Below are 13,077 nucleotides of genomic sequence, written 5' to 3'. Positions count from 1 at the left end.
CACCAAGTCGCTTCCGAGGTTTGCTGGTGGCCAACGCTTACCCGAGCGAAGCTGCCATCTACCGGAACGGGTTCCTCCATCGCAGAGTGCTGGCATACCGAGAGGCAGGAGTCGAGACGGAGGTCTTCTACCTGCACCCGCCGGCGACCGAATCGTATGAGTATGAGTATGAGGGCGTCCGTGTTGTTGTTGGAGACGCCAGGGCATATGAGCGACACATTGGTGAGAATTCCTACGACTCATACATGATCCATTTCGCTACGCCCAGCATGGTTCGCCCGTTGCGGACAAATTCGGTGACTTCGCCGATCACCATTTGGATCCATGGCTTCGAGGCCGAGAGTTGGCATCGTCGCTGGTTCAATTTCGTGTCGGACCCAGCGACGATCAGGGCAGCAGTCCGCAAGAAGCGTGAGTACTATGATGCGCAGTTGGCATTCATGCGGGAACTGTATACAGACGACTCGCTCGACCTCAGGATCGTAAACGTGTCGAAGTGGTTTCAAAACTTCGTCGTAGAGCCAGATGCTGGCGTAGAACTGTCGCACGGTGAGGTGATTCCAAACTTCATCGACGACAAGATATTCGAGTATAGGCCAAAGCTCGAGGACGACAGACTCAAGATCCTTTCGATCAGGCCGTATGCCTCGCGCAAGTACGCGAACGACCTCACGGTGAAAGCTATACAAGAACTCGCGACGCGCCCATACTTCAGCCGACTGCAGTTCACGCTCTATGGAGAGGGTGCCCTCTTCCATGAAACGATCGCCCCGCTCGATGGTTTCGACAACGTGGCCATTCACAACCGCTTCCTCGCCCAAGCCGAAATTCCGAATGTGCACGGCGAGCATGGCATTTTTCTCACCCCTACCAGGTTCGACTCCCAAGGTGTTTCTATGTGCGAGGCCATGAGTTCTGGCCTGGTGCCCGTCGGTACCGACGTGTCGGCTATCTCTGAGTTCGTTGCGGATGGCGTGTCCGGACTGCTTGCCCCGTCCGAGGATGCGATCGCGCTTGCTGACCAAGTCGAGCGCCTCTACTTCAACCCCGAGCTCTATCTCCGACTCTCAGCCGCGGCAACTGAGTCGGTGAGGGCCTCGTGTGGGCGGGGAAATACCATTGAACGGGAATTGCTCCTGATCCAAAGAGGTGTGCGTCGTGCCTGAGGACCTGGCGGCAATGTGGGAGTCACGCTACCGCTATCTGGAAGCTGAGCTCGAGGCCATGATGTTGGGCGTCGCCGACGCAATGGAAAAGAGCGCGCGGCACCGCGGCCGCGGGGGTGATCTGACAGGTGTTCGTGTGGTTGTCGAACGCGTACAGGATTCAGTCACTGCGACGTTCTTGACAGAGGGGCCACACGCCTACTACTGGTTCGAGTTGTTCCACAACGATCTGTTGGTCGACAGCACTTCTCGCAGCCTTCGCAACACGCATACGTGGGATGTGGCGCCGGAGGGTCGGTACCGGGTCGAAGCCTATGCGATCCCCGCTGGGAAGCCCGAGTCCACACCAATTTGCATGTCCGCGCGCGTCGCCCAAGGGGTTCGATCGTGATCGAGAAGAATATTCGAGTCCTGGTCTATGGTCACATAAATGTGAACGTCCTCGACGGTTCTTCCTTCTTCCTGGCCGCAGTCACGTCGATGCTTGCTTCTGACCCCGGCATCGAGGTCGATCTCTTGTTGAGCAATCCACTCCGGAGGCGTGATGTCATCTCGGAGGTTCTTCACTATCCGAATGTGAGGGTCCTCGATCCGTTTGCTGACGGACTCCCTCAGATGGGGCTTGCCGGACAGCTGGATGGCGCTGGCATGACCGAGCTGGAGGCCGGGGAACTGCTCGGTCGAGCTTGGCGTACAGGCAGTTACGACGCGGTGGTCGTCAGGAATACGGAGAGTGCTCTAGCGCTGTCCCACGCTGAGCCGTCTGTTCGCCCTCACTTGCTCGCCTATGTAACTGGGTTCGTCGACAGCGCCGGTGCCTCCGCGCAGTTGGCCATGGACCTCGTCAGCCTCACTCGGCAGGGTGTGCTCCTCTGCTCTCAAACGGACGAGATGCGCGAGGAGCTGTCGGCCTTCCTGCGAGGCCATGGAGAGGACCCCAGAATCGTCACCCTTTACCCGATGGTGCCGGATTCGCCGATCAAGGTTGCTTCCGCTGCCCGCCCCGAGGCGGCAAGCCGATTCGTCTATACCGGTAAGTTCTTCCGAGACTGGAACCCAGTTCAGATGATCGCTGGCTTCAGGGAAGCTCGCCTCGTCGAAGGCGGGCTGGAGCTCCATGTTGCGGGTGACCATTTCCGGCCCGATCCAGAGTACTCCACGCTTATCCCTGAAGTGCGATACCTCCTTAAGAACAGTGAGGGGGTAAGTTGGTATGGCGGGGTGAGCCGGGATTCGGCTCGGGCGATTATATTGGCGAGCCATGTCGGCATCAGTTGGCGGTCAGGGCGACTGTCGGAAAGTTTAGAACTTTCCACCAAGGTTCTTGAGTATGGCGCCTTGGGAAGGCCATCTATCGTAAATCCCACGGAGATGCATCGAAAGCTGCTTGGTGACGACTACCCATTCTTCGCGGAATCGATGTCAGACTTTGTTGGGGCACTGCTGTTAGCTAATCGCGATGTGGACGCGTACCAGGAGGCGTCCGCGCGAACCGCGAGCCTTGCCGCGGATTTTACGTACTCGGCAGCTGCCGAACGGTTCACCCCAGTTCTGATGGATCTAGTCGGGGAGAAGGCGCGACCGTATGCTCTGGAGACGTCACTCAGCTTCTCAAGGAATGGGAGTCCCCAGGATCCTGTGGCCTCCTTTGTAGCCGATCTTCGCCATGTTACCGCTGGGGAACTGTTCGAGATGGCACACCGGTCGGGTGAGGTGCAACGCCTTGGACCCTATGTACGAATTGATTGGAGTGCTGGCATCTCGGAGAGTGAGGCGCAGCCTGGAGCAATTGGGCTCGGTCTGCTCGATCTGGCGTTCGAACGGGCCGCGCACCGGTCAGCAATAGATCGAGTCCCAGCCGTGCTGCCTGCTCTCCATGTAGATGACCCCGTCCCGTCAGGCTCTAGGGATGCAGACAAGGTTCGGGACCTCAAGAGGTCTGTGAAGTCACTGGAGGCCGAAGTCGCCGGACTTCGCAAGAAGCTGACGCATGCACAGGCGCAGCGTGACATCGCGGCTCAACGTTTGAAGGCGCTGCGAAAATCTCGTCTGGGGTCACTTCAGGTGAGATTGTGGAAGGCGCGCGCCAAACGAAAGAGGTAGCAGCCTCGGCTGGGAGGTGCTCGCGAATGGAGGGACCCCTGCACGTGGATAGACTGCGTTCCTGGGGTGGCTCGATGACGAGAAGATGGTGGGACGTGGGGTTGCCTAATGAGTGCGGTTGGAAGTCGCCGCTTTGTCGAGAGGCGGTTTCAGTTGCGTCGAGGCGCTTGGGATGCGCAAATGTCCTCCACCGCCGAAGTTAGCGCATCGTATATGTCGGGGGTGTAATGGAACGGGGCCGCACCCCATCTGTGGTTCTTGTCTGTTCGGACGTTTAGCTCTCGGCCGATCACCTGTTGGAACGAGGCGCCTTGGAGGGCATCCAGGTATTGAGCGACTGTTTGGTTGGCGCCGGCTCCGGTGAGGCCGAAGCTGGCTGGCGCGGGAGAGCCGTCGGCATCAATCTCGGCCCAGGGCGGTGCGACGACCACGAGACGATGCAGCAGGTTCCGCTCCTCCAGGAACTCGCGCCATGGGGTCAGGGCTGCACGGAAGCGTTTGAGGTGCTGGCGGGAACCGAAGGCGTATTGGCGGTACCCGTCCAGAGCTGCGTGTGCTCCGGCCTTCCGGAGCTCGACGGAGTCGGTGACGACGTGCCCGTCGCTGCTCTCGTAGAAGCCAAGGCGCTCGTCGACCAGGTCCCAGAGGAGCAGGTCGATGCGATCCGCGTGTTCGCGCAGGAGCGGGAGCAGGCCCGACTCCGCGTCTGTCTCCACCTGGCGGAGTTGGAAGGGCGAGAGCCCATGGCCCTCGGTCAGGGGGACCGGCCCAGGCGGGGAGAAGGCGCTGACCAACGACGAGCGGGCGACGTAGCGCAGCAGAGAGAACTCGCCCTTGTCGAGGAACTCGAAGGTGTCGCGCGAGACGCAACTGCCATAGATGAAGGTTCTGATCACGGCCCGCTCAGATCGAGGGCCGGTGGCGGGGGATGTAGCGCTTCGAGGTGCTGTCGTGCACCGCGACGTGCGTGAACTTGAGCTGGGCGCGTGCGTCGGCGAGCAGCTTCTCGGCCTTGTCGTGCTCGCCCTTGGAGATGTTCCAAGCCCACCAGCGGTAGGCACGGGCCGTCTCGTAGGCGGGCCCGTCGAGCACCATCTCGCCCTTGTGCAGCCAGATGGCCCGGGTGCACATCTCCTCGATCGTCTGCGCCGCGTGCGACACCAGGAAGATCGTGCCGGCCTCGCGGCGGATCTCGGCCATCCGGGCCTCACTGCGTTCCTTGGTCGCCGCGTCACCCGTCGCCAGCGCCTCGTCGATCAGCAGGATCTCCGGCCGGGCTGAGGCAGAGATGGCGAAGCGCAGCCGCGCGCCCATGCCGGAGGAGTAGGTCTTCATCGGCAGGTGGATCGAGTCACCCAGGCCAGCAAGGTCGACCACATCAGGGATCGCAGCCTCCACCTCTCGAGGCGACTTCCCCATGGCGAGCAGGCCGAGCCGAACGTTGGCCATCCCCGACATCTCTGGCATGAGAGCCGCGTTGACGCCGAGGAAGGAGGGAGTGGCCGACGCCAAGACCGTCCCGCGCGTCGGTGTCTCCAGGCCCGCGATGACCCGGAGCAGAGTGCTCTTGCCGGAGCCGTTGTGGCCGACGACGCCGATGGACTCGCCGGAGCGAGCGACGAAGGTGACGTTGCGGACCGCCTTGACGGTCACCTGCCGCGACCAGCCGAGGCTCCTGAGGGCGCGGCCCACGGGACCCCGGCCGCCGCCGCTCTTGTCGCTCGTCGGCACGCGGTAGTGGACTGAGAGGTTGCGGACCATGACGGTCGGCTCGCCGATGGGCACCTCGATGCCCTTCTTCGGGGTTTCCTCCGGGAAGCCCTCGGGCAGCTCTAGCCGACCGGTGTTCTCGCTGACGTCAGGCACGGCCGTACTCCTCCTCTGCCTGCCAGAAGTAGAGGAAGCCGAAGAGGGGCGTCACAACCGCCCACGCACCGAGGGTGAACCACAGTTTCAGATCCGGCGTCGTGCCATAGACGAGCAGCTCGCGGGACAGCTCGATGGCGCAGTAGGCCGGGTTGAGCTGGACGATCTCGAGCATCGTCGGGTGGGTGATGAAGCGGTCCAACGAAAACATCACACCGGACCCATAGAGCCAGAAGCGGGAAATGAACGAGAGCACGTGCTTGAGGTCGGGGATCGCACTCGTAAGGCGGGCGGCATAGAAGATCAGCCCGGCGTTGAACATCATCAGCATGACGAAGACGACGGGGAAGAGCGCCCAACGCCAGGTGATCACGGCATGCGGGGGGATGACGGTGATCATCAGCAGCATCGTGACGATGACCGGGATCATCGACAGGGTCTCGCGGATGAGCAGAGCCAGGGGAATCGCGGCCCGGGGGAACGAGAACGCCTTGATGAGGTTGCTTCCGGCCTTCATGACCCCGGCGCCGCCGGTCAGTGAGCGAGAGACGAAGGAGAAGAGAAAGACGCCTACCAGCAGGAAGCCTATGTAGTTCTCGACGCCCCGGCTCGTGCCGAGGATGACCCCGAAGATGATGTAGAACGCGAAACCGTCGAGGATCGGGCGCCCGATGAGCCACAGGTTGCCGAGGATCGTGTCCTTGTTGCCGGAGAAGGCGCGCGCCCGTGAGTCGGCCCAGATGAAGTGGCGCCGCTGGTGCAGGCCCCAGAGGTAGCGGCCCAAGGTGGGCCGGACGCCCACGGGCGACAGCCGGCTGATGTCGACCCGCTCCAGGTTGATGACGTCGACCTCGTCGAGCGGCGAGCGCCGGTGCGGACGACGCTGCGACTCACGAGCCACGTGCCACCCCCAGCCCTTCATAGATCGCCCGATAGGTCTCGGCCTGCGCCGCCCACGTCCGGGTCCGGGCGAAACGGTGACCGCCAGCACCCAACCGTGCCACGAGGTCCGCGTCGGCTGCCAGTCGGGACAGGGCTGCAGCGAGCGCCGAAGCGTCGCCAGCAGGGGCCACGAGCCCGGTCCCGGGCGACTCGACGACCTCTGCCAGCGCCGGCAGGTCGGAGGCCACGACCGGTCGTCCCAGGGCCATGGCCTCGATGGGCTTGAGCGGCGTCACGGTGCGGCACACCTCGGTGTCGAGGCGGGGCACGACGAAGGCATCCAGCGCCTGGTGCCACCGCACCGCCTCCGACGGCGGCACCCGCCCGGGCAGGACGACGGCGTCCGCGATGCCGAGGCGTTCCGCCAGCCGACTCAACCCCGGCCGAGCCACGCCGTCCCCCGCGATTGCCAGGCGCACCGGCAGCCCCTCTGAGCGGAGCAGCGCCACCGCGTGCACGAGCACGTCGAAGCCCTCGTAGTCCACGATCGACGAGACCGAGCCGACCCAGAAGCCGTCCTCGGGGAGCCCGAGCGCCGCGCGAGCCTCCACGGGCGTCTCCGAGCGGTCCAGCAGCGCGGCGTCCACCGCGTTGGGCACGAGGGAGATCCGCTCCGCCGGCACACCCTGGGCAACGAGGTCGTCGCGCAGCGCCGTCGACAGGGTCACCACGTGGTCCGCGGCGAGTGCCATCTCGGTCTCCCGGGCGCGAGCGAGCAGGTAGCGCTCGCTCGTCGCGGCGCGCGCCTGGTCCTCCGGTGGCCTCCGGGCGAGCCACGACTTCTCGAGCTGCCCGCGCACCTCATAGACCCACGGCACCCCGAGCGACTCGGCGGCCGCCTGCGCGGTGAGCGCGTTGGGGTAGTGCGTCGTCGTGTGCAGCACCGTGGCGCCGAACTTCCGCCCCCGCTCCACGACCGCCTCGACCGTCTGCTCGAGCCGTTCCGCGGGGGTCGCCGCGAGGCTTCGCGGCACGACGCGGCGGTAGGTGATCCCGTCGACGACGTCGACGTCACGCGCGTGCGGCAGGCCGACGACGACGGGGTAGCCGATCCGCGTCATCGCCTCGACGGTCATCCCCGCCGCGGCCTGCGCCTTCAGGATCGCGTGGCTGCGCAGCGAGTAGCCGGACTGCGTCCACGGCAGGGAGTTGATGAGCAGATGAAGCGGCCGTATGCCGCTGAGCTCGCTCCCCGACGCCACTGACCTCGCCGGGCGGGCTGGCAGACGGAACCCCGGCGTGAGGAGGTCGCGCTCGGAAGCGAGCACAGCGGCATACCTCTGACCGCCGCGTCGCGGCGACGTGGCAGCGACGGTGGCCGCCTCGCTGACCTCACCCCGTGCCCAGGCGGAACGCGCGCGGAGCAGGGGAGTGGCGTCGACCGGGGCGGTGCCGCCGAGGACGATGTCGATCTCGGCGCCGACCCGCCTGGCGACCCGCGAGCTGGGCTCGGCCCCGGCCAGCGACCGTCGGGCGTCGGCGGGGTGGTCGGCGAGGAAGTGCGCGAGGGCGTGCCGCACCGACGTGGGCGACCCGCCGGACAGCAGCGCGGACGCCACTCGGGTGCGGACGGGAGCCGGCAGCCGGCGCAGCGTCTGCACGGCGAGGAGCATCGGGTCGTCCTGCGCGTGGCGCACTGCGGTGCGACCGAGCAGGACGAGGTTGCGGGTGGCCGTGCGGACCGAGGTGGAGCGGTCAGCCACGCCGGCTCGCGATCCGCTCGAGGACCGCGAGGTAGCGCGTGGCCAGGCTGTCGTCGTCGGCGTGGACCTGCGTCCAGCGGCTCGGCTCCGGACCGATGAGCAGGCCGCTCGGGTCGGCGACGAGCTTGGCCCACGTCTCGGCCAGCGAGTTGGGGTCGCCGGGGGTCAGGGTCGTGCCGGCGCGGGTCTCGCGGATGATCCGGGCCGCCTCGCCGTCGACGACACCGGTGATGTGCAGCCCGATCGACATGGCTTCGTAGAGCTTGGACGGGACGGTCACCGACAGGGCCGGCCAGGGCCGCAGGTGGACGAGCAGCGTGTCGGCCCAGGCGTAGTGCTCGGCGACGTCCTGCCGCGGCACCTGCCCCACCATCTCGATCGGCACGTCGCCCTTGTCGGCCATCTCGGCGACCGCGTCGTACTCCGCGCCGGCGCCGACGATGCGCAGTCGGATCGGGACGCCGGCGTTGTGGGCCTGACGCGCCGCGATGACCGCCTGGCCGAGGCCCTGGGCCCGGCCGACCGTGCCGAGGTAGAGGACGTGCAGCTCACCGTCCGGCACGCGGGGAAGGTGCCGCGGGTAGCGGGGGACCGGGTGCGCGCCGTTGCGGATGACGTGGACCTCGCGCAGGCCGCGACCGCGCAGCGTCTCGGCGAAGGTGTCGGTCGTCGTGATGACCGCGGCGGAGCGGCGCTGGATCGTCGACATGCCCATGCTGGCGGCCTTGATGAGCTGGGAGTGGAGCATCGCCCGGGCGCGCCCCGGAGGCACGACGTCCTCGTCCCACTCGTCCGCCACGGCGAGCAGGTCCGGCCACGCGTCGCGCATCTCGGTCACGAGCGGCGCGCGCAGGGTGGCCGCGACGACGGCTCCCGAGCCGAGCGTCGGGATGGCGGGTGCCGTGGCGACGACGACGTCCGGCCGGTGCCGGTGCAGGCGCTGGACGGCCAGCCGGGTCGTGTCAGCCGCCGTGACCACCTGGTCGACGATGCGCGTGCCGAGGGCATGGCCCTGGGTGCGGAAGTGGGCGCGGTGGACGACCTCGCCATAACGGCCCAGATGGACCTGGCCGGGCTGCGGATACGCCGAGTCGTCGATGAGCAGCTCGCGCGGCTGGTGCGGCGGGGGAGTGATGACGGTCACATGGTGGCCGCGGTCCCGGAAGCGTCGGACGAAAGCGCCCCATCGCTGCTGCGGTGCTCCGAGCTCCGGCTCGTAGTTGTGCGTGAGGAGCAGGATCCTCATGTGCGAGTGTGAGTTACGTACGGCGACACGTGACAGTCTCTTGGTTCCCCTGTGGCCCCCTGAGCCGGGACCCTCGGAGGGAGGGTACCGGAACCGGGCAAGCTGTTCGACTGTCTGGCGAACGAATGGCCATCTTGTGACCATCCGGCCGCGGCGGCGTCAGTCCTGGTAGTCGTCGACCGTGTCGTTGCGCAGGGCTTCACCGAGCGCGTCCATGCCGGCCTCGTCGACGATGTCGATCGACGCCCCCTCGGGACTCGTGCCGAAGCCGGAGAACGGCGCCGTGATGAAGCGGACGTCGCGGCCGCGCAGGCCCTTCATCGCGAACGCCTCGGACCGCATGGTGCCCACGTCGAGGTCCTGGTCGACGATGAGGTTGCTCGTGGCCGCGTCGATGAAGTCCTTGAGCCGGATCGGGTTGGTCAGGGTCTCCTTGCTCAGGGTCTTGAGCATGAGGGCCTTGATGAAGGCCTGCTGGCGCCGGCCACGCGAGATGTCACCCTCGCTGAGCTGCTTGCGCTGCCGCACGAAGATCAGGGCCGTCTCCCCGTCCATGTGCATCATGCCCTCGGTGAAGGTGACGCCGTTGCCGGTCGACCCCTCCTCGACGTTGACGTCGACACCGCCGACCGCGTCGGTCATCCGCTTGAAGCCCTCGAAGTCGACGATGGCGACGTGGTCGATCTCGACCCCGAGCATGTTCTGCATCGTCTGGACCAGCAGCGGGGAGCCGCCGAACGCGAACGCGGCGTTGAGCTTGTTCTTGCCGTTGTCCGGGATCGACACATAGAGGTCGCGCGGGAAGTGGATCAGGGTGACGTTGTGCTTGTCCTCCGGCACGTGGACCAGGACCATCACGTCGGACCGGGACCCGGAGCGACCCGGGCCCGCGTCGCTGCCGATGATCAGGTAGTTCGTCCCGTTGCCCGCCGGCTGCTCGATCGCCTCGCCGGCGTCGTTCGTCGGCCCCGGCACGTCAGGCAGCAGCTGCTCCTGCTTGATGTTGGACGACACGATCTGATTGAGCCAGACCAGGTAGCCACCCACCGCGAGCACGGGGACCAGGAGCAGGATCAGGGCGGCCACGAGGACCTTCCGGTTGCGGCGCTTCTCTCGCTGCCGGCGCTGCGAATCGTGGCGGCTGCCGCGTCCGCCGAGGAGGTCGTCGCCATCCTCGGGGTCTGCGTAGCCGGCGTTGTCGGGCGTCGTGGGAGGGCCATAGGTGGACACGAGTCGCCAGTGTAGGAGACGGGAGTGTGCGGCTCTGTCCAATGGCTTGGATCCGGGTGCGGCCCGCCGGTGCCTGGACGAATGTCTGACTCAGCCTGCGCCGAATCCGTACGGATGGCCGATGACCCTGTTGTGGGTGGCGACCTAGGGTCCTTGCGTCCACCTTCGTCAAGGAGCCCGCCCATGCTCGGTCCCGCCCTGCTCGCCGCTTCGAGGTCACCTCGAGTCCGCCACGTCGTCTCGACGTCACCGGTGTCCCGGTCGCTCGTCGACCGTTTCGTTGCTGGGGAGGCGGCGCCCGACGCCTTGGCCGCGGTTCGCGCCCTCGCTGCGCGGGGTCTGCTCGTCACCATCGACCACCTCGGCGAGGACACCACCGAGCGCGCCCAGGCGGAGGCGACCCGCGATGCCTACGTGGCACTGCTCGTGCGGCTCGCGGACGAGGGTCTGGCGGGCTCAGCCGAGGTCTCCCTGAAGCTCTCGGCGCTCGGTCAGGCGCTGCCGGGAGAGGGCGGCCGGCTGGCGCTCGACAACGCCCGGGCCATCTGCGAGGGGGCAGCTGCTGCCGGGACGACCGTCACCCTCGACATGGAGGACCACACGACCGTCGACTCGACGCTGTCGATCCTGGCGGCCCTGCGCAGCGACTTCCCCTGGGTCGGTGCCGTCGTCCAGTCCGCGCTCTTCCGCACCGAGGCCGACGTGCGGGACCTGGCCCACCCCGGCTCGCGCGTCCGGCTCGTCAAGGGCGCCTACCGTGAGCCGCGCACCGTCGCCCACGTGCGCAAGGCCGAGGTCGACGAGGCCTATCGGCGCTGCCTCGCCGTGCTCTTCGCCGAGGGGGCCTACCCGATGGTGGCCTCGCACGACCAGACGATGATCGACGAGGCGATCCGGCTCGCCGCCCTGCACGGCCGTGGGGAGGACGCCTACGAGCTGCAGATGCTCTACGGCATCCGCACCGCCGAGCAGGACCGCCAGGTGGCCGCAGGCCGGCGCATGCGCGTCTACCTGCCCTACGGCCAGGACTGGTACGGCTACTTCATGCGGCGCCTCGCCGAGCGGCCGGCCAACGTCGGCTTCTTCCTGCGCGGGCTCATCGCGCGCTGAGCACCACCCCAACCTCCCTCGCCCCCAGCACCAAGGAGAACGCCCACCCATGGACGCAGTGACCCACGTCCCCGCACCGGTGAACGAGCCGGTCCTCGACTACGCCCCCGGATCCCCTGAGCGAGCCAACCTCGAGGCAGCTCTGGCAGAGCTCGGATCGACGCAGGCCGAGTTCCCGCACGTCATCGGCGGCGAGCGCGTCACCGGGGCCGGCGAGGAGATCTCGGTGCGCCAGCCGCACGCCCACGCCAAGGTGCTCGGCACGCTGCGCAACGCCACAGTCGAGGAGGGCCAGGCCGCCGTCGACGCCGCCAAGGCCGCGGCTCCCGAGTGGCGCGAGCTGTCCTTCGACGATCGGGCGGCGATCCTGCTCAAGGCGGCCGAGCTGCTGGCGGGCCCGTGGCGGGCCCGGCTCAACGCCGCGACGATGCTCGGCCAGTCCAAGACGGCCTACCAGGCGGAGATCGACGCAGCCTGCGAGCTGATCGACTTCTGGCGGATCAACGTCCACTTCGCGCGCCAGATCCTGCAGGAGCAGCCGCCGCTCAACTCCAAGGGAGTCTGGAACCGCTCCGACTACCGGCCGCTCGAGGGCTTCGTCTACGCGATCACACCGTTCAACTTCACGGCCATCGCGGGTAACCTGCCGACCGCTCCCGCGTTGATGGGCAACACCGTCGTGTGGAAGCCGAGCCCCACCCAGCAGCTGGCCGCCTCCCTGACGATGGAGCTGCTCGAAGAGGCCGGGATGCCGCCCGGCGTCATCAACCTCCTCACCGGCGACGGCATCAACGTGTCCACGGCTGCCCTCCAGGACCCGGACCTCGCCGGGATCCACTTCACCGGCTCGACCCCGACCTTCCAGCGCCTCTGGAGCGAGGTCGGTGCCAACCTGGGTCGCTACCGGACCTACCCGCGCCTCGTCGGCGAGACGGGCGGCAAGGACTTCATCCTCGCCCACCCGAGCGCTGACCCGGCGGTGCTGCGCACGGCGATGATCCGCGGCGCGTTCGAGTACCAGGGCCAGAAGTGCTCCGCCGCTTCGCGGGCCTACGTCCCCGCGTCGGTCTGGAAGCTGATCAAGGACGACCTCGTCTCGATCACCGACGGCCTGGCCCAGGGCGACGTGACCGACCTGTCCAACTTCATGGGCGCCGTCATCGACGACCGCGCCTTCGCAAAGCACAAGTCCGCGATCGACCGTGCGCACGCCACGGACGGCGTCGAGGTCGTCGCGGGCGGCACGTACGACGACTCCGTCGGCTACTTCGTGCGCCCGACCGTCCTCGAGATCGGCGACCCGACCGACGAGTCCTTCCGCACCGAGTACTTCGGCCCGATCCTGTCAGTGCACGTCTACGACGACGCCGACTACGACCGTGTGCTCGACCAGATGGAGCGGTTCGCCCCATTCGGGCTGACCGGCTCGATCATCGCCCAGGACCGCCGGGTCATCGCCGACGCGACCCGCCGCCTCCGTTTCGCGGCCGGCAACTTCTACATCAACGACAAGCCGACCGGCGCCGTCGTCGGCCAGCAGCCCTTCGGCGGCGGGCGGGCCTCCGGCACGAACGACAAGGCCGGCGCGGCGCAGAACCTGCTGCGCTGGACGAGTGTGCGCTCGATCAAGGAGACCTTCGTCCCGCCGACGGACCACCGCTACCCCCACATGGGCTGACCGGCCCCCGTTCGGGCAGGGAAATGCGAGCCG

11 protein-coding genes are annotated in these 13,077 nt (G+C 67.0%); 5 read left to right on the top strand and 6 right to left on the bottom strand.

What is annotated here, in order from left to right; all coding sequences use genetic code 11:
• Window positions 1–26 precede the first annotated feature (26 nt).
• The 3 genes from OO014_RS13925 to OO014_RS13915 are packed head-to-tail and all read left to right on the top strand — an operon-like array spanning window position 27 to window position 3,269.
• Window positions 27–1,166 (top strand): glycosyltransferase family 4 protein, encoded by a 1,140-nt coding sequence (locus OO014_RS13925; RefSeq protein ID WP_272462926.1) that lies wholly within the window; start codon window positions 27–29, stop codon window positions 1,164–1,166.
• Window positions 1,159–1,557: a hypothetical protein gene (locus tag OO014_RS13920; RefSeq protein WP_272462925.1), complete on the top strand. Its 399-nt coding sequence runs from the start codon at window positions 1,159–1,161 to the stop codon at window positions 1,555–1,557. Before OO014_RS13925 ends, OO014_RS13920 begins: the two co-directional genes overlap by 8 nt.
• On the top strand, window positions 1,554–3,269 hold the full coding sequence (locus OO014_RS13915; RefSeq protein WP_272462924.1) for a hypothetical protein: 1,716 nt from the start codon (window positions 1,554–1,556) through the stop codon (window positions 3,267–3,269). The genes OO014_RS13920 and OO014_RS13915 overlap by 4 nt, the downstream gene beginning before the upstream one ends.
• Window positions 3,270–3,418: 149 nt before the next feature.
• Here the strand turns inward: OO014_RS13915 and OO014_RS13910 are convergent, their stop codons facing one another.
• The 6 genes from OO014_RS13910 to OO014_RS13885 all read right to left on the bottom strand — a co-directional run bounded on the left by OO014_RS13910 (window position 3,419) and on the right by OO014_RS13885 (window position 10,256).
• Window positions 3,419–4,165 carry a DUF6270 domain-containing protein gene (locus OO014_RS13910; protein WP_272462923.1) on the bottom strand — a complete coding sequence of 249 codons (747 nt, stop codon included), beginning with the start codon at window positions 4,163–4,165 and terminating at the stop codon, window positions 3,419–3,421.
• Between the two features lie 7 nt (window positions 4,166–4,172).
• Entirely contained in the window at window positions 4,173–5,135 is a 963-nt protein-coding gene (locus OO014_RS13905; protein WP_272462922.1) for an ABC transporter ATP-binding protein, read from the bottom strand.
• Window positions 5,128–6,036 (bottom strand): ABC transporter permease, encoded by a 909-nt coding sequence (locus OO014_RS13900; protein ID WP_272462921.1) that lies wholly within the window; start codon window positions 6,034–6,036, stop codon window positions 5,128–5,130. The genes OO014_RS13905 and OO014_RS13900 overlap by 8 nt, the downstream gene beginning before the upstream one ends.
• Window positions 6,026–7,780 (bottom strand): glycosyltransferase family 4 protein, encoded by a 1,755-nt coding sequence (locus OO014_RS13895; protein ID WP_272462920.1) that lies wholly within the window; start codon window positions 7,778–7,780, stop codon window positions 6,026–6,028. The genes OO014_RS13900 and OO014_RS13895 overlap by 11 nt, the downstream gene beginning before the upstream one ends.
• Window positions 7,773–9,026: a glycosyltransferase family 4 protein gene (locus tag OO014_RS13890; RefSeq protein ID WP_272462919.1), complete on the bottom strand. Its 1,254-nt coding sequence runs from the start codon at window positions 9,024–9,026 to the stop codon at window positions 7,773–7,775. Before OO014_RS13890 ends, OO014_RS13895 begins: the two co-directional genes overlap by 8 nt.
• A gap of 159 nt (window positions 9,027–9,185) precedes the next feature.
• Entirely contained in the window at window positions 9,186–10,256 is a 1,071-nt protein-coding gene (locus tag OO014_RS13885) for an LCP family protein (protein WP_272462918.1), read from the bottom strand.
• A gap of 183 nt (window positions 10,257–10,439) precedes the next feature.
• Between OO014_RS13885 and OO014_RS13880 the strand changes: the two genes are divergently transcribed.
• Both OO014_RS13880 and pruA read left to right on the top strand, forming a co-directional pair.
• Entirely contained in the window at window positions 10,440–11,366 is a 927-nt protein-coding gene (locus OO014_RS13880) for a proline dehydrogenase family protein (RefSeq protein WP_272462917.1), read from the top strand.
• Between the two features lie 49 nt (window positions 11,367–11,415).
• A complete protein-coding gene (pruA, locus tag OO014_RS13875; protein WP_272462916.1) occupies window positions 11,416–13,044 on the top strand; it encodes an L-glutamate gamma-semialdehyde dehydrogenase in 1,629 nt (542 codons plus the stop codon).
• Window positions 13,045–13,077 lie beyond the last annotated feature (33 nt).

The organism is Intrasporangium calvum, from assembly GCF_028446585.1.
Lineage (GTDB): Bacteria > Actinomycetota > Actinomycetes > Actinomycetales > Dermatophilaceae > Intrasporangium > Intrasporangium calvum_A.
This window is presented reverse-complemented; position numbering and strand designations above follow the sequence as displayed.